Source organism: Bradyrhizobium sp. sGM-13 (assembly GCF_018398875.1).
Classification (GTDB): domain Bacteria; phylum Pseudomonadota; class Alphaproteobacteria; order Rhizobiales; family Xanthobacteraceae; genus Bradyrhizobium.
On the sequence record NZ_JAGWDK010000011.1, the window covers coordinates 212,053 to 228,862 of the forward strand.

Annotated in this window: 17 protein-coding genes; 9 read left to right on the forward strand and 8 right to left on the reverse strand. The window is 62.6% G+C overall.

Features of this window, described 5'->3' with window-relative positions:
* Positions 1–10: 10 nt before the first annotated feature.
* The 3 genes from KJQ96_RS19110 (at position 11) to KJQ96_RS19120 (ending at position 2,841) form a co-directional block, all read left to right on the forward strand.
* Positions 11–1,057: a glycosyltransferase family 2 protein gene (locus KJQ96_RS19110; protein ID WP_213288097.1), complete on the forward strand. Its 1,047-nt coding sequence runs from the start codon at positions 11–13 to the stop codon at positions 1,055–1,057.
* A complete protein-coding gene (locus KJQ96_RS19115; protein WP_213288098.1) occupies positions 1,054–1,899 on the forward strand; it encodes a ChbG/HpnK family deacetylase in 846 nt (281 codons plus the stop codon). Before KJQ96_RS19110 ends, KJQ96_RS19115 begins: the two co-directional genes overlap by 4 nt.
* A 132-nt stretch (positions 1,900–2,031) precedes the next feature.
* Positions 2,032–2,841: a DUF2076 domain-containing protein gene (locus KJQ96_RS19120; protein ID WP_213288099.1), complete on the forward strand. Its 810-nt coding sequence runs from the start codon at positions 2,032–2,034 to the stop codon at positions 2,839–2,841.
* Between the two features lie 211 nt (positions 2,842–3,052).
* Here the strand turns inward: KJQ96_RS19120 and KJQ96_RS19125 are convergent, their stop codons facing one another.
* A complete protein-coding gene (locus KJQ96_RS19125; protein WP_213288100.1) occupies positions 3,053–3,847 on the reverse strand; it encodes a L,D-transpeptidase in 795 nt (264 codons plus the stop codon).
* A gap of 309 nt (positions 3,848–4,156) precedes the next feature.
* On the opposite strand from KJQ96_RS19125, the gene KJQ96_RS19130 reads away from it, so the two are divergent.
* Positions 4,157–4,927, forward strand: a complete 771-nt coding sequence (locus KJQ96_RS19130) for a protein phosphatase CheZ (RefSeq protein WP_213288101.1) — start codon at positions 4,157–4,159, stop codon at positions 4,925–4,927.
* A 191-nt stretch (positions 4,928–5,118) separates the two neighbouring features.
* Here KJQ96_RS19130 and KJQ96_RS19135 read toward each other — a convergent pair whose 3' ends face one another.
* The gene (locus KJQ96_RS19135; protein WP_028351508.1) at positions 5,119–5,625 is read right to left on the reverse strand and encodes a hypothetical protein; all 507 of its coding nucleotides are present in this window, start codon (positions 5,623–5,625) and stop codon (positions 5,119–5,121) included.
* Between the two features lie 334 nt (positions 5,626–5,959).
* Here KJQ96_RS19135 and groES point away from each other — a divergent pair, with 334 nt between their 5' ends.
* From groES to KJQ96_RS19150, 3 genes are all read left to right on the forward strand, one after another.
* A complete protein-coding gene (gene groES / locus KJQ96_RS19140) occupies positions 5,960–6,256 on the forward strand; it encodes a co-chaperone GroES (protein ID WP_213288102.1) in 297 nt (98 codons plus the stop codon).
* Between the two features lie 308 nt (positions 6,257–6,564).
* Positions 6,565–8,211 (forward strand): chaperonin GroEL, encoded by a 1,647-nt coding sequence (gene groL / locus KJQ96_RS19145; protein WP_213288103.1) that lies wholly within the window; start codon positions 6,565–6,567, stop codon positions 8,209–8,211.
* Between the two features lie 336 nt (positions 8,212–8,547).
* A complete protein-coding gene (locus KJQ96_RS19150; protein WP_213288104.1) occupies positions 8,548–9,747 on the forward strand; it encodes a hypothetical protein in 1,200 nt (399 codons plus the stop codon).
* A 111-nt stretch (positions 9,748–9,858) separates the two neighbouring features.
* Here KJQ96_RS19150 and KJQ96_RS19155 read toward each other — a convergent pair whose 3' ends face one another.
* Complete coding sequence (locus KJQ96_RS19155) at positions 9,859–10,329, reverse strand: SgcJ/EcaC family oxidoreductase (protein WP_213288105.1); 471 nt, start codon at positions 10,327–10,329, stop codon at positions 9,859–9,861.
* Positions 10,330–10,397: 68 nt separating this feature from the next.
* Positions 10,398–10,856 (reverse strand): cupin domain-containing protein, encoded by a 459-nt coding sequence (locus KJQ96_RS19160; protein ID WP_213288106.1) that lies wholly within the window; start codon positions 10,854–10,856, stop codon positions 10,398–10,400.
* Positions 10,857–11,196: 340 nt separating this feature from the next.
* On the opposite strand from KJQ96_RS19160, the gene KJQ96_RS19165 reads away from it, so the two are divergent.
* On the forward strand, positions 11,197–11,886 hold the full coding sequence (locus KJQ96_RS19165) for a hypothetical protein (protein WP_213288107.1): 690 nt from the start codon (positions 11,197–11,199) through the stop codon (positions 11,884–11,886).
* Positions 11,887–11,899: 13 nt separating this feature from the next.
* Here KJQ96_RS19165 and KJQ96_RS19170 read toward each other — a convergent pair whose 3' ends face one another.
* Positions 11,900–12,313 carry an META domain-containing protein gene (locus tag KJQ96_RS19170; RefSeq protein ID WP_213288108.1) on the reverse strand — a complete coding sequence of 138 codons (414 nt, stop codon included), beginning with the start codon at positions 12,311–12,313 and terminating at the stop codon, positions 11,900–11,902.
* Between the two features lie 261 nt (positions 12,314–12,574).
* On the opposite strand from KJQ96_RS19170, the gene KJQ96_RS19175 reads away from it, so the two are divergent.
* The gene (locus KJQ96_RS19175) at positions 12,575–14,317 is read left to right on the forward strand and encodes an ABC transporter ATP-binding protein/permease (RefSeq protein WP_213288109.1); all 1,743 of its coding nucleotides are present in this window, start codon (positions 12,575–12,577) and stop codon (positions 14,315–14,317) included.
* Positions 14,318–14,333: 16 nt separating this feature from the next.
* Here the strand turns inward: KJQ96_RS19175 and KJQ96_RS19180 are convergent, their stop codons facing one another.
* The 3 genes from KJQ96_RS19180 to KJQ96_RS19190 form a co-directional block, all read right to left on the reverse strand.
* Positions 14,334–14,846: an HPP family protein gene (locus KJQ96_RS19180; RefSeq protein ID WP_213288110.1), complete on the reverse strand. Its 513-nt coding sequence runs from the start codon at positions 14,844–14,846 to the stop codon at positions 14,334–14,336.
* Positions 14,847–14,912: 66 nt separating this feature from the next.
* Complete coding sequence (locus KJQ96_RS19185) at positions 14,913–15,926, reverse strand: TorF family putative porin (RefSeq protein ID WP_213288111.1); 1,014 nt, start codon at positions 15,924–15,926, stop codon at positions 14,913–14,915.
* Positions 15,927–16,299: 373 nt separating this feature from the next.
* Positions 16,300–16,665 (reverse strand): histone, encoded by a 366-nt coding sequence (locus KJQ96_RS19190; protein ID WP_213288112.1) that lies wholly within the window; start codon positions 16,663–16,665, stop codon positions 16,300–16,302.
* Positions 16,666–16,810 lie beyond the last annotated feature (145 nt).

A 16,810-nucleotide genomic window follows, 5' to 3' on the forward strand; every position in this document is an offset into this window, starting at 1 on the left:
AACCTGATCGATGACGCTCGGCTCTGACGTTTCCCGCCTGACGACGACCGCAACCAGCGCGGCGGCGAAAGGCTTGTCGATTGTCGTGCCGCTGTACAACGAGGCGGCAGGACTCGCTTTGCTGCACGAGCGGTTGATCGGGCTCGTCAAGACGCTGAAGGCGCGCTACGGCCTCACCTGCGAAGTGGTCTATGTCGACGACGGCAGCGCCGACAACACGCTGGCGATCGCGCGTTCTCTTACCGCCGATGCGCTCGACGTCCAGGTCGTCTCGCTGTCGCGCAATTTCGGCAAGGAGGCAGCGCTGATGGCGGGGCTCGATCATGCCCGCCGCGGCGCTATCCTGTTCATGGACGGCGACGGCCAGCATCCGCCGAGCCTGGTCGAAAAGCTGGTCGCGCACTGGATCGATGACGGCTACGACGTCGTCTATACGGCGAAGGCGCATCGCGACAATGAATCGTTCCTGCGCCGCCAGGCCGTGCGCGGCTTCTACGCGCTGATCAATTGGGGCGCGCGGCAGAAGATCCCAGAGGACGCTGGCGATTTCCGCCTGCTGTCGCCACGCGCGGCGGCCGCGCTGCGGCAGCTTCCCGAACGCAACCGCTTCTTCAAGGGACTGTCGAACTGGATCGGCTTCCGCCAGATCCGCGTCGATTACGAGCCGGCGCCGCGCGCGCACGGCGTCACCACGTTCAGCCCGGGCCGGCTGATCGGCCTGTCGATCGAGGGACTGACGTCGTTCTCGGTGGCGCCGCTGCGCTTTGCCAGCCTGCTCGGCGTGCTGCTCGCCATCAGCGCCTTCCTGTTCGGCCTCACCATTCTCTGGGAAGTCTGGACCACCGGCAAGCAGGTCCCCGGCTATCCCTCGCTGATGATCGGCATGATGACGATCGGCGGCGTGCAGCTCATCATGATCGGCATTGTCGGCGAATATATCGGCAAGATCCTCTCCGAGCTGAAGGCGCGTCCGATATACTTCGTCGCCGAGCACAACGAGAAGCGTGCCGATGGTGAGGCGACGGCGAGCGCCAGCGAACGGACCGCCGCCGAATGAACGATGCCGCGCCGCCGCGCCGGATCTGGCTATGCGCCGACGATTACGGGCTGGCCGAAGGCGTCAACCGCGCCATCCGCGATTTGATCGGCCGCGGCCGTCTCAATGCCACCTCGGTGATGGTGGTCGGCGCCGCGATCGGGCGCGCCGAAGTCGCCGCGTTGCAGGAGGTCGCGGCGGCGAGCCCGCGCTGCGCGATCGGACTGCATACGACGCTGACCGCGCCGTTTCGTCCGCTGACAATGCACTTCAGGCCGGTCGACGGCGGCTTGTTCCTGCCGTTTCCGAAGCTGCTGCGCGCGGGCCTGCTGCGGCGGCTCGATTCCGAAATGATCGAAGACGAACTCGCAGCCCAGCTTGCAGCCTTCAAGGACCTGTTCGACCGCGCGCCCGATTTCGTCGACGGCCATCAGCACGCCCAACTCTTCCCCGGGGTACGCGACGCTTTTCTGCGCGCGGTCAAGGAGGCGGCCCCCAGCGCCTGGGTTCGCCAGGGTGGACGCCTCAAGCCGTTGGGCCAACTGCTCAGCGAGCCGAAGGCTTTCTTGCTCGACGTTCTCAGCGCGCAATTTCGCAAGCGCGCGCTCCATGCGAAGATCCCGTTCAACCCCGCCTTCGCCGGCGCCTATGATTTTTCGAAAGAGCCCGATTTCGGCGTGCTGATGGCACAGTTCCTCGAAGGGCTGCCGGAAGGCGGGCTGGTGATGTGCCACCCCGGCTTTGTCGACGAAACGCTCGAGGGCCTCGATCCCCTGACCACCCAGCGCGAGGCGGAACACGCATTTCTGGCAAGCGATCGATTCCCGACATTGCTGGCGGCGAATAACGTCACATTGAGTTGACCGATATCTGCGAAAGCCACTTGGCGTTTTGTCGCATACCAAAAATTAATTCGGCCGCCCACTACTTGCGACACAAAGCCTTCCTTACATCCTTGGGCGCGTCGATCGCGATTCGACGCGAGGGAGAGGGCCATGACACCGCAAGAACGCCAACTGATTGACGATCTTTTCGACCGTCTCGCCAAGCTGGAGACAGCCAAGCGCGATCCGGAGGCCATGTCCGCAATCATGGAGGGCCTGCGCAACGCACCCAACGCGGTCTATGCGCTGGTGCAAACCGCGCTTGTGCAGGACGAGGCACTGAAGCGCGCCGACATGCGCATCCAGGAATTGGAAGCGGCGGCGGGCCAGCAAAACCAACCCGGCGGCTTTCTCGATTCGATGCGCGATGCGATCTTCGGGCAGAATCAGCAGCACGGCCAAAACCAGGGCTCCGTGCCCAACGTTCGCGCGCCCGATATGGGCAGCCGCCCGACATGGAACAGCGGTCAGGTGCTGCAGCAGACGCAGCCGCCCGGACAATATAACCAGCCGGCCTACGGCCAGCCCTCTGGCGCACAGCAGCCGCCGTTCGGCGGCGGTGGCGGCTCCTTCCTCGGAACGGCAGCGGCGGCCGCGGCCGGCGTGGTCGGCGGATCGCTGCTGGCCAACAGCATTCGAGGGATGATGGGCGGCGGCAACCACCAGGCATTCGGCGACACGGCGAACCACAGCGGCGGTGTCGAAGACCGCAGGCCGTGGGGCGATCAGTCCGGCGGCGATCTCGCGCGCGAGGCCGGAATCAACGACATCGGGTCGTCGAGCCGACGCGCCGACAACAATGACGATAGTGGTTCGCGGCAGGGATTCTTTGATCAAGCCTCGCACGATGGAGGCGATGACATGGACCATGATGGCGATGGTTTTGACGGCGACGACGGCGGTGACGGCGATTACGCCTGAGCCCACGCGAGCGCTGAAGCAACAACGGCCGCCCAAACGGGCGGCCGTTTTTATTCCACTCTGCCGTCGTCCCTGCGAACGCAGGGACCCATACTCCGCGGTCGTAATTGTTGGGCGCGAGGGTCGACGGCTTGCTTCAACGACGTAGACCTGTGGTTATGGGTCCCTGCGTTCGCAGGGACGACACCGTTTTCGCGGCCGTCCTGGAAATTCAGATCACCACCACTTTCGCGCCGACGCCGACGCGGCCGTAGAGATCGATCACGTCTTCATTGCGCATGCGGATACAGCCGGACGAGACATTGGTGCCGATGGTCCAGGGCTCGTTGGAGCCGTGGATACGATAGAGCGACGACCCCAGATACATCGCGCGCGCGCCGAGCGGATTTTGCGGGCCGCCTTCCATGTGCCGCGGCAGATCGGGGCGGCGCGCCAGCATTTCCGGTGGCGGCGTCCAGGCTGGCCATTCCTTCTTCGCCGAGATCGTCTTGACGCCCGACCAGGTGAAGCCGGGACGACCGACGCCAACGCCGTAGCGCAACGCCTTGCCGTCGCCCTGCACCAGGAACAGGAACTTGTTCGGGGTGTCGATCACGATGGTGCCCGGGCTTTCCTTGCCGTGATACTCGACCAGCTGCTTTTCATATTTCGGATCGAGCCGGTGCTGCGCGGGGTCGAATGCTTCCTCTTCCTCGCGCCGCATCGACTGCTGCGGATCCATTGGCGGCAGCAACGCGCGCCGCCCGCCATAGCCGTAATCCGGCTGCTGCTGATAGGCCGGCGCTTGTCGATAGCGCCCGCCCTGCGGCGCATCGCCAAACAGGAATTCGATGAAGCCGCCGCCCATGTTGGAGCGTTCGGCAGAGGCCATGCGCGCCGGCGCCGGTTGGCGGGCGTAGATCACGGTGGGCTCAGTCGATGATGAGGCGTCGATCGCTGCAGCCTCACTGGCGAAGCAAAGGCAAGACACGCTCGCGAAGAGCGCAACAAAGATTTTTCCGGACATCGACGTACTCTGTACTATTCGTCACTGCGGGTTCGCGGCGCGGCGGCGCGACGAACGCCGCTGCGCGCGATCAATACAAATCAAAACCTAATCGGTTTGGTAAACAGAAGCCGCGTTTCGATTCACCACGTCGGCAATCGCGCGCGGATTTGTCCGGTAGCGTTTATTTTGCGTGAACGCGGGCCCCTCATGGTTAATCGGTGGTGAGCGGCAGCGGGCAAAGCGCCAACGCGCGATATTGCGCCGTGAACCTGACGTTAAATCGCCATGGTTTAGAACACGCGGGCAATGAAGGGGTGGGAAAAACTCATGTCGGTAAATCGCAAACGTTTTCGTATCGAAGCCATTCTGGGCGATGCGCCAATTGTCATGCCTACAGAAGGCGGCGAGATCGGCCCGATGCATCGCGAGATCATGGCCGAGCTGCGCGCGATCCGGTCACAGATGGCCGGCTTCGGCCACGCCCGCGCCGCTTCGACCGAGAGCGCGGACATTATCCGCGAAGTCGCCGAATCCCACGCGCTTCTGGAAACCTATCGTGCGCAGATCGAGCAGTGCGAGAAGCTGAAGGTCGAGCTCGACCTCATTCACGACGCCATCAACCGCACCAAGCGCGAAATCGCCACCCTGCACGGCAAGAGCTTTGACGGCCAGGAAATGGCCAAGGTCAACGGCGAACTCGGCGCCGTCGTCGGCGGTACCGAACAGGCCACCCAGCAGATTCTGGAAGCCACCGAAGCGATCGATCAGGCGGCGACCGCGCTTTCCAAGAACATTTCTCCGGACCAGCAGAAGCTGCTCAGCGAAGATATCCAGGAACGCGTCGTCTCGATTTTCGAGGCCTGCAATTTCCAGGACCTCACCGGCCAGCGCATCAGCAAGGTCATGAACACGATGAAGTTCATCGAACAGCACATCGTCGAGATGATGGAAATCTGGGGTGGCGTCGATGCCATCAAGGCGCACGCACCCCCGATGGTCGATACCCGCGAGGGCGATGCCAAGCTGCTCAACGGCCCGAAGATGGACGGCGACGACGGTCACGCCTCGCAGAACGACATCGACGCCCTGTTCGATTGATCGGGCTAGTTAACGCGCGCTAAACAAAACGCCGGCAGCGATGCCGGCATTTTTTTGTTGTTTGTTACGATGTCATTCCGAGGCGATGCGAAGCATCGAACAATGGTGCGCAATTGCGCACCTGAGAATCTCGAGATTCCGGGTCTGGTGCTAACGCACCATCCCGGAATGACGCCGCCTAGTCCGTTGCATCACGCCCGCGGCGCGCAGCGGACATAGACCATGTTGCCATAACGGACCGCGGCATCCTTTTCGATGAAGCGGGTGACCATGACGCGGCCGTCGAACGAGACGATCTCGCGGTCCTGGTCGCCGCCGGCCGGGCCGGGCGGGCCGATATAGTTCTTGCCGCTCGGACTGCCCTTGAGGCGCAGTTCCTGCGGCGTCGCCTGATCGGCCAGATGCATGACCACGCCGCCATTGGCGCCGGCGCCGATCACGTAGGGCTGCTTGCACTGCCCTCGCGCAGCGGCCTCGGTGCGGGCGCGGTCATTGGGATTCTGAAACGAGGCAAGGCCCCAGCGGCCGACGATCTCGTCGGCGCGGACGGTTGCCGGCATTTCCGGCGCGACCTCGGGCTCGGGCGGCGGACTGGATGACAGCGACGGCAGGCTCGTGCTGCACGCCGCCAGCAAGATCGAAAGCGCCGACGCGATCGCCAGATTGGCAACCGTACGCGCATTACGTGAGCTGATCATCGCATTCCCCCGAGCAATCACTTGGCCGCTCCCGTCAAGCAGCCAACCGCAAAAATCCTGCCGGAGCAATGACGTCATGACGCCGCTGCACCGATTTGGTTTCCGAAGCATCATCCTATATTGGCCTCACCAAGGCTTTAATCTCCTTGTTTGCTTGACAGGATCGGCGCCAAGCCATATTCCCCGGCCCCACGTTTAGCACTCAAATACAACGATTGCTAAGGGTTGTGCTGCCCCGCCCCGGGGCGGCGACGAATACCGGCATTCCGAGCCATTTTCGAGTGGTACAGACCCGAAACCTAAGCCTCCCAGAGGAACTTCAAGAGGAGACATCATGGCTAAAACCAAATTCCGTCCGCTGCACGACCGCGTCGTGGTCAAGCGCATCGATGCCGAGGAGAAGACCAAGGGTGGCATCATCATTCCCGACAGCGCCAAGGAAAAGCCGTCGCAGGGCGAAGTCACCGCCGTGGGCCCGGGCGGCCGCGACGAGGCCGGCAAGCTGATTCCCATCGACGTCAAGGTCGGCGACCGCGTGCTGTTCGGCAAATGGTCGGGCACCGAGGTCAAGCTCGATGGCGAGGAACTCCTGATCATGAAGGAGTCCGACATCATGGGCGTGCTGGCGTAAGTCGAACCTATAGCCGCCGCGCACAGTCCTCGGCGTAGTCGCTTCTTCCCTTCTCCCATTGAAGTCGGATTTATCCGACTTCGACAAAGTTAAGATGCCCAACTCGGGTAAATCCGAGTTGGGGTGGGAGAAGGTGGCGCGCAAAGCGCGCCGGATGAGGGGTCTCCATCCGCGGAGACAGACCCCTCACCCATCTCGAATGAGCTCTCGCTCATTCGATTCACCCTCTCCCACAAGGGGAGCGGGGAAGAAGGCCCGGCGATGACAGGCGGCAAGCAACCGTACCCATCCATTCAGGAGTCCAAACAATGGCTGCCAAAGACGTTAAATTTTCCGGCGACGCCCGCGACCGCATGCTGCGCGGCGTCGACGTTCTCGCCAACGCGGTGAAGGTGACGCTCGGTCCGAAGGGCCGCAACGTCGTGATCGAGAAGAGCTTCGGCGCTCCGCGCATCACCAAGGACGGTGTCACCGTCGCCAAGGAAATCGAGCTCGAGGACAAGTTCGAGAACATGGGCGCGCAGATGCTGCGCGAAGTCGCCTCCAAGACCAACGACACCGCGGGCGACGGCACCACCACCGCCACCGTGCTGGCGCAGGCGATCGTGCGCGAGGGCGGCAAGGCGGTCGCCGCCGGCATGAACCCGATGGACCTGAAGCGCGGCATCGACATCGCGGTTCACGCCGTGGTCAAGGACCTCGAGAGGCGCTCCAAGCCGGTCGCCGCCTCCTCCGAGGTCGCCCAGATCGGCACCATCTCGGCCAATGGCGACACTGCGATCGGCAAGATGATCGCGCAGGCGATGCAGAAGGTCGGCAATGAAGGCGTGATCACGGTCGAGGAAAACAAGTCGCTCGAGACCGAAGTGGACATCGTCGAGGGCATGAAGTTCGACCGCGGCTACCTGTCGCCTTACTTCATCACCAACGCCGAGAAGATGACCGCCGAGCTGGAAGACGTCTACGTGCTCTTGCACGAGAAGAAGCTGTCCGGCCTGCAGTCGATGCTGCCGGTGCTGGAGGCCGTGGTGCAGTCCGGTCGTCCGCTCCTGATCATCGCCGAGGACGTCGAGGGCGAGGCGCTGGCGACGCTGGTGGTCAACCGCCTGCGCGGCGGCTTGAAGGTCGCCGCCGTCAAGGCGCCGGGTTTTGGCGATCGCCGCAAGGCCATGCTGGAAGACATTGCGATCCTGACCGGCGGTCAGCTTATCTCCGATGAACTCGGCATGAAGCTTGAAAGCGTCACCATCAACATGCTCGGCCGCGCCGGCAAGGTGGTGATCGACAAAGAGAACACCACGATCGTCAAGGGCGCCGGCAAGAAGAAGGACATCGAGGCCCGCGTCACCCAGATCAAGGCGCAGATCGAGGAAACCACCTCGGACTACGACCGCGAGAAGCTGCAGGAGCGCCTTGCAAAGCTCGCCGGCGGCGTCGCGGTGATCAAAGTCGGCGGTGCGACCGAGGTCGAGGTCAAGGAGAAGAAGGACCGCGTCGAGGACGCTCTCAACGCGACCCGCGCGGCGGTGCAGGAAGGCATCGTGCCGGGCGGCGGCGTGGCGCTGCTCCGCGCCAAGAAGGCGGTCGGCCGCATCAACAACGACAATTCCGACGTTCAGGCCGGCATCAACATCGTGCTGAAGGCGCTGGAAGCTCCGGTTCGCCAGATCTCGGAAAACGCCGGCGTCGAAGGCTCGATCGTGGTCGGCAAGATCCTGGAGAACAAGTCGGAGACTTTTGGCTTCGATGCCCAGACCGAGGAATATGTCGACATGGTCGACAAGGGCATCATCGATCCGGCCAAGGTGGTGCGCACCGCGCTGCAGGACGCTTCGTCGGTGGCCGGCCTTTTAGTGACCACCGAAGCCATGGTCGCCGAACTGCCGAAGGAGCCCGCCCCGGCGATGCCCGGCGGTGGCGGCGGCATGGGTGGAATGGGCGGCATGGGCTTCTGAGCCCCGCCCCTTCCCACGCCAACCAATCGAAGGCCGCCTCCGGGCGGCTTTCTTTTTGCGAAGACACCGAGATGGCGACGGCCGGCCACGGCAACCTACAGGGCCAAGCGTTATCCAGGCACACTAGTAGGACTCCCTCCCCCTTGCGGAGGAGGGAACCCCTCCGCCGGTGCGTACCTGACTAGTGCTAGCGAGCAGCCGTGATGCAATGCGGTGAGCACGCTCGTCAGGCTCGCTTTGCGCGCGTAAGCCTCGTCACGGCCTTCTTTTTGGCCGAAGCTACTGAGGTTTGCTACCTAGGGCGTCTTCCGATTCTGTGGTCTCAGGGAACTTCACATGCGCGCGCTCCCTCTTCTCCTGCTCGGTCTGGTGATGGCCTCCCCTCACCTCGCCTTCGCTCAAATGAAACTCCCCTCCAAGACCGCGCCGGGCGCGACCGAGACGCGTTATTTCACTGCGATCGACGGGCTGATGGACGGCAATGCCGATGTCATTCTGAAGGAAACCCGCCAGGGCAAGAACGTGACCGCTGCTACGCTGGACGTCTGCTACCCCGCCGCGAAGGGTGCCGACCGCAAGGACCGCTTCGTCGCCAACCTCGCCGTCAGCGGCCAGAACCTGACCGGCACCACGCAGAGCCTCGGTGACAAGCTGCCGGTTACCGTCAAGCTGTTGCGCAAGCCAGTCGGCGACACCTTCGAATTCCGCGGTCAGATCAGCATCGGCCAGACCGTGACCGAAGTGACCTCGACCGACAATTCCGATCTCAGCGAGAAGGAATTTTTGGACCTCCAAACCAGCGACGACGGCATCACGCCGGCGCCGAAGGATTTTACCGACGTCTCGCCGGAAGCGATCGGCGTGCGGGTCAAGCTCGACGCCGCGCTGGATTTCCTCAAGAGCTTGAAGGGAGAGGCCGTCGAAGTCGGGCTTTCCAGCCTTTCGATCTCCTGCGATGCGCTGCGCGCCGGCGAGCAGACCATCAATCTGACGGCCGATCCGGAGCGCGCCGCAGCGCTGATCGCGAAGGCGAAGTCGATGCCCGGCGTGGTCGCCGCGGGATGGACGAGTGGCAGCATCGAAATGGACCGCTCCATCCGCTTTGCAGCGGCCGATTGGCGCGATGGCGACAAGATCAACAGGGAGAAGATCGCGTCCGCCATTTCAGGCGTGCTCGCAAAAACGCTTGGCGCCAAGCCCGCAGGCAGCGAGTGGGACGCCAACACCGGAAAACTGACTCTGAGCTTCACGCGGCCGAGCCCGATCTATCCCGCGCTCGCGCTGACCGAAACTGTCGAGGTCACCGCGCTGGTCTCGCCGGATAAGCCGGGCGCCACCGATCGGCTGATGCTGTGGATCTCGAGCCCGGTGATCACGACCGCAGATGAAGGCCCCGGCCCAAAACTGAATTTGTCGGAAGAATCCACCGGCGACGAGGAAGGCGGCGAGCCGAAGGACGACAATGGTTCGGTCGAGGCGCTGGCGAAAGAGTTCAAGGGCCAACGCTGGGACGCCGACAAGTCGGTGTGGAAATAGGGCGGTGCCGAGTATCAGAAGTGCGTGACGGTATTAACCGCTTCACGCCCCAGTAACGATGATTTCGCGCCGTATCTGAGCCCCTACGGGTCACCGCTCGAAACTAGCCGGCTACCTCGGGGTTGATGGCATGGCCGAGGAATGGTGGTCGACGATCAGCCAACGCTGGCCGTTCTTGACATAGGTGAAGCTGTAGCGCGCGGGCAAGGTCTTCGTCTCGCCATCCTTCACATAAGAAAACGTGTAGTAGCCGGTATTGACTGCTGCATTCCCGTACACGCGGATGAGTTGATCGCCGAAGGTGACCTTGAGGCTGGGCAGAACCTTGAAGGCGCCTACGAAATAGTCTCGTAGCGCCGCCCGGTCGGAGCGCACGGTCGGCGACAGTGTGCCCCAGAGCACGGCGTCGTCCGAATAGAGCGGCAGCACCTTTTCGGGATCGCCTTCGCCAAGAGCCTGGCCCCATCCCGAGGTCGCCGCCGCCACTTCCGCTTTCGGCTCGGCTGAGGCGCCTAGGCCAAACGGCAACACCACCATGCACAGGGCAAGTGCTGCGTTCGCCAGTTTTGGAGAAGATTGCATGACATCCTCCCTTGCGAATACCGTGCAGACAAGTGTCCGCTTGAGGCGGCCTCTTGCAATGCAAGCGGCTACTGTTTGCGCGGATCGTCAGCCGGATTGACGTAATCGATGCCACCAGGGCCGATAAATTGGACTTGAAGTATCCCTTCCTCGTTTCCGGTCCAGGCATAGTGCGGGTGTCTTGCGGGATACACCCATAGCGAGCCTGGCTTCAGGAGATCACCCTTCTTTTCGAATTTTTCACCATGGCTGCTGCCGACGTCACCGCTTATGACTGTGACAACTTCGGAATAGGGATGCGTATGCGGAGGCATCTGGAAGTTAGGTGGAAACTTGATGCGCAAGACGACAACCTCGCCCGCTTTCGTCGGATCACCGACCAGGGTCGCAATCTGAACGCCCTTCGGAAAGGCTGGAGTATCCTTCCAGGTGAGCGTATCGGGCATCACCCGGACCTCAGTATTTTGGGCTATTGCCGGAATGGAGAGCGCAATCAAGCCGGTCGCCGTTAGCAGCAACTTTTTCATGCGAGTTTCCTCCCAAGCTGTATGCAGCAAGAGACGCAAATCGCAATGGGCGGTCAGGTATGGGAACTGGAGTGAAGCCTCGCGCCACAACGTTGCGTGCGTCACACCAGAAAAACTACATCATCAACGAAGGGCGAACCACAAGTCAGAAATGCTGACTTAATAGGCTGCCAAAGAGGTCGGTGTGCGCTTTGGGTCCTTCGCGTCTTAGGATTCGACGCTAATGACCCGGACGAACATCTTCTGTCAACCGAGCTCGTGCAGCACTTCGTTCGCCAGGTTGTTAAGACTCGATTCAGTTTAAAGGAACATCATCGGCTAGCCGAACCTGGGTCACACCATGCAAGACCGCGAGCCGAATACCGCTGAAAGCATCTTGTCGGGGAATGTGGTTGACGGCCGAGGGCCGGAGCAGCCAGCGAACTCGTGGGATTTTCTCAGGCTCGATCGCGATGACGTATTGGTGGTGCGGGAGTCATTTCGCGACCGGGCGCGCAACAGGTTGCTGGTCAGCGTGGCCGTGGCGGCCAGCTTTGGGTTGGGATGGGCGGGCGGCCTGAGCTGGCCCGAGTTGGCAGGCACGATCGGCCTTGAAACCGTTGCGCAGAAAGAAGCGCCCGCGCCGCGCATTGCTGAAGCACGGTCGAGCGGCAGAAGCGAAGGCACCCGGAAGACCGCATCCGCCTCGGACTCGCCCGCCATCGTCGGAAGCATTCCCAAGCCGTCCGCCGTGTTGTCGGCCGGTGCACGCCCGTCTGCGGGCCCTGCCTCGCAGGCAAATGCGAGCCCGTCGGCGATTGCGATGCGGCCGCAGCCTTTGGTGGCGGCGCCGGAAACCAAGCCGACGACCATTTCCGGCTGGACGGTTGTCGATGTTCGGGATGGCACCGCCGTTCTCGAAGGTCCCGACGGTATCAGGATGGCCGCGCGCGGCGACACCATTCCCGGAATCGGACGCGTCGAATCGATCGTGCGCTGGGGCGGCCGCTGGGTCGTTGCCACCGCCAGCGGCCTGATTGCGACCCCCTGACTGAATTCCCGACCTAGTTCGTGTTGATGCGGAAGCGCAGCGTCTTTGCGCCGACGAACGACACGAAATCGCCCTGCCGCTTCCAGGTGCCCGCCTCGGCGAGCGCTGCGATCAATTCGTCATCCTGCTGCGCGCGATCCAGCGGACAGGGCCGGTTCTCCATCGGGCCGTGAACGAAGATCACGGTATTGCCGGCCACCGAGAACTGGCCCTTGCCGCCCTTGCACCAGAGTTCCAGCACCACCTCGCCCTTGTCCCCGATCTCGAGATTGGGAATCCGCTTCGACCCGCGCTGACGATCCAGGTCGAGTGTCATTTCCGAGCCGAACGGAAAGCCGTTCTCGGCCCTGACCGGGCTGAGATGAAGTGCTGCGGTGATCAGCAGAATTGATGCCGCCGGCTTCGACATGCGCGCGAATGAAATCATGCAACCTCTCAAACGTCCGACACTGCGCGCCGTTCTATTGAACAACGATGTGATTGGCTAGCTGCCCGGCACGGCGAATTCGGCACTGCCGAAATCACTCACATCCTCGCGAAGTGGTCTCCCGGCCCGCGATGCCAGGGTTGACTTCAACACCCGGACACGCCAACGCTGACCGCGGCACCCCGTGTGGCCTAGCCCCGTAAAATCACCAATTGTCCCGATTTTTCAGGCCTTTGAGGCCCTCCCCGGAGACGGCAATCTGTGAAAAACATTCGCTCGACGCTCGCCGCCGTATGGCGCATCTCCGCGCCCTATTTCCGTTCCGAAGACAAATGGGCCGGCCGTGGTCTGCTGGCCGCGGTCATCGTGATCGAGCTTGCGATCGTCGGCATCAACGTCCTGATCAATCAATGGAATGCCCGCTTCTACAACGCGCTGCAGGATCGCAACTGGGACTCCTTCGTCAGCGAGATCATCTATTTCTGCGTCGTTGTCAGCATCTTTGTCGTGCTGGCGGTCTATCAGCTCTATCTCAATCAGTGGCTGCAGATCCGCTGGCGGCGCTGGATGACCGCGCAATATCTCGGTGACTGGCTGCATCAGGCCAATCACTACCGGATGCAGCTTCAGGGCGACGCGGCCGACAACCCCGACCAGCGCATGACCGACGACGTCAAGCTGTTCGTCGATCGCACCCTCAACATTGGCCTGGGATTGCTGAACTCGATCGTTACGCTGGCATCCTTTGTCGGCATACTCTGGGCCCTTTCGAACGCCGCGCCGCTGCATCTGTTTGGTCAGGACTTTGCGATTCCAGGCTACCTGGTCTGGGGCGCATTGATCTATTCGGTGCTCGGCACCATCCTGACCCATCTGATCGGCTGGCCGCTGGTGGGCCTCGATTTCCGGCAGCAGCAATATGAAGCGGATTTTCGGTTCAATCTGGTACGCGTGCGCGAAAATTCCGAGCAGATCGCGCTGCTGCACGGTGAGCAGGCCGAGCGTGAGCGCCTGCTCGTTCGCTTCGGACGCGTGGTGGAGAACTGGCTCGGCATCATGAGCCGGACCAAGAAGATTACGGCATTCACGGCGAGCTACAATCAGGCTTCAGTGGTCTTCCCCTACGTGCTGGTGGCACCGGCCTATTTCGCGGAGAAGATTCAGCTCGGCGGCATGATGCAAACCGCATCGGCGTTTTCGAACGTGCAGGGCGCGCTGTCGTTCTTCATCACCATCTACCGCCAGTTGGCGGAGTGGCAGGCGGTGATCAACCGCCTCGACGGGTTCGAGGCGGGGATCGTGGCGGCGCGCGAACTCACCACCCGCGACGACCGGATTCACGTCGTCAGAGCGGGCGGAGGCGCCATCGACCTCAAGGCTTTGACGCTGCGTCTGCCGAACGGAGCGCCGCTGGTGAACGCAGATGGATTCAGCTTGCGCAGGGGCGAGCGCACGCTGGTGACCGGCCCGTCCGGCTCCGGCAAATCCACGCTGTTCCGCGCCATCGCCGGCATCTGGCCGTTCGGCTCCGGCTCGATCACCGCGCCTGCCGGGGCGACCTTGATGATGCTGCCGCAGCGGCCGTATTTCCCGACCGGAACGCTACGGGCTGCGGTCGAATACCCGGCCAAGGAAGGGGTGTTCACGACCGGCCAGATCAGCCAGACGCTCGAATTGGTGGGATTGCCGAAGCTCGCGTCGCAACTCGATGAACACGGGCACTGGAATCGGACGCTGTCGCTCGGCGAACAGCAGCGACTTGGATTGGCGCGGGCGCTGTTGCATGTGCCGCAATACCTGTTTCTCGACGAGGCGACGGCGTCACTCGACGAACCTTCGGAAGCGGCGCTGTATCGCCTGCTCGAAGCTAAATTGCCGGCGACTACCATCATCTCGATCGGCCATCGTTCGACGCTCGATGTCTTCCATGATCGCAACGTCGTGCTTGCCCGAGCGGGAGACGGATTCGCGCTGCAGGACAACAAGAGCGCCGCTGCGTCGTAGCCATGTAGCCCGTTTCCTACAACCAGCGCCGCGGCCATGGCTGGCGGCGCACCCAGCGGTGCCAAACCCAGGAGAAGGCGGTCAACAGCAGCGCGCCGGCCAGCACCGGCGCGAGCAGGAACGTCCAGGGCAGATTGCCTGAGACCACCAGCAGCGGATTGATGCCTGCCGGCGGGTGGAAGGTCCCGGTGACGTACATCGCCAGGATCGAAAGGCCGACGGCGGCGGCCGCTGCCCAGGCCTGCGGTCCGGTCAGCTTCAGCACCGCGAGGCCGACCAGGGCCGACACCACATGACCGCCGATCAGGGCGCGCGGCTGCGCCGGCGCCACGTCAGGCGATCCGATCACCAGCACGATCGAAGTGGCGAACGGAATCACCGCGAGCGGATAATGCGCGGCGAACGAAAGCCACTCCATGATGCCGATGGCAATCGCGCCGCCGAGGCCCGCGACCGCGCCGGCCAGAATGTTGCGGTGATCGTTGCGGGAGATCGCCCGATACGCCGCGCGCCGCCAATCCCGTTTCATCTGCGCTACCCAAAAGAAAAGGGCGGCAGATCGCTCTGCCGCCCCCTCGTCTTCGACAGGAAGATCTTACTTCAGGTTGGTCATCGCGGTCAGGTCAGCCGACAGCTTGACGATGCCGGCGGCGCCGCACCAGTTCGAACCGACGCCCGACGGATTGATCGGGGTGACGAAGGTACCGCTCGAGACGGTGAGATTGCCGCGGGCGCTGAAGTCGCTGGTGAAGGCGTTGCAATCACCCTTCGACAGGTCGGTGTCGGAGTAACGGAAGTCCAGCGTGAACACCTTGTAGGTGAAGCCGATGCCGATATTCCAGGTGTTGTAGTCGGCATAGTTGATGCCGTTCGGGAAGATCGCGGTGCCATAGAACGAGTCCGAGGTGCCCAGCCACTGGCGGCCGAATTCACCCGACACATACATGCCGATGCCGCTGGCGCCGAACCAGGTGCTCGGCGCAATCGCCTTGCCGACGATCGAAGCGTAGGTGCCTTCGGCGCCGCTGTTGAGGAAGCTCGGCGTATAATAGGCGTTGCCGCCCAGCGAGAAGTTGTCGTTGAAGGTGTAGTTCACCTTGCCATAGACCTCGAAGAAGCTGAGGTCCTTCTTGATGACGTTGGTGTTGAGCAGAGCGTTCTGCTGACATTCGAGGCTGAGCGGATTGCCCGCGAAATCGGTCGTAACGCCGCCACCGTAGTGGCAGGTGCCGCCCGGATACATGTAGCCCCAGGCGCCGACGTCGACGGCGAAAGCGCCAAACGTCGCGCGGACACCGCCGTAGGCGTCAACTTCAGCCGCGGCACGGTTGGGGAAGGAGATGCTCGCGGCACCCAGGCCGACATAGAGCTGGAGGTCCTTGGTGACGTTGTAGCGGGGCTCGAAATAGGCGTTGACCGAGGGCTTGTGATTGGACTGGGTGATGCCGCGGAAGATGTAGTCGTTGGTGATCCCGGCGCCGAAGGCAATATCCCAGGGATCGAACGCGACCGGCGGCGGCGCCTTGAGGGCCTTCATCCGCAGATCCGCGGCGAGAGCCGAACCGGACACCATTGCCAGCGCCGTTGCTAACAAAGCCACTTTCTTCATATCGATCCCCATCACCCTTCTTGACAGTCCAGCTCCGGCGCCCCCCGGGCAAGCGATAACCGACTGCGGCCAAATGTCTTAACGTGGTCACAGAGTGGGCCGCGGCGTCATGGTCGTGAAGCAAAAAAGTCAAGCACGTGCCGCCTTTTTAGGCGTTTGGGACGTTTCCAGAAATGTTCTGGGCGTGTGTTGCATTCTCACAACAATTTCAGGGCTCCCGGCTTGCCCGGCAGCGTTCGGAATCGAAAAAGGCGGCACCGGTGACACACCGGAGAGCGGCTCTTACGAATCAGTCCTTTCGGTAGTCACAACGAAAAAGCCGCAGCGGGTGGGACGCTGCGGCCTCTCGAAATGTCCGGTCTCAGCGAACGAGCTAGTGCTGATCGCCGCCGCCGTTGGAGGAGCCCGATCCCCATGACGGATTGGACGGCTCCGGAGAAGCCCAGCTCGGCGCAGGCGCCGGTTCGGGCTCCGTCATCGCCGGCTGCGGCTGGGGAGCGGCGGGCTTGGCAGCCGCCTTCCTTTTCTTGGCCGGGCTCTTCTTTGCGGTCTTTTTCGGTGCGGCGGCCTTTGACTTCTTGGCCGCCGTCTTGGCGGATTTCTTCGCCGACTTCTTGGCGCCCTTCTTCGCTGTTTTCTTGGCAGCCTTCTTCGCCGACTTCTTGGCGGACTTCTTCTTCGCCGCTACGGCCTTCTTGGCCTTCTTAGCCTTCTTCGCCTTCTTACTCTTCTTCGCCATCGTGGTCCTCCTGTTGCGCCTGTCCATGTCGAGCGCTTCGATAGTCCGCAGGCTAGACCGGGGCGACACTTCTTCGAAGTGCCCTCCCGCTCCATCCTTGTCTGGGCATGATCCCGGGCGAGACGCTTAGCGCGCCTGTCCCGAC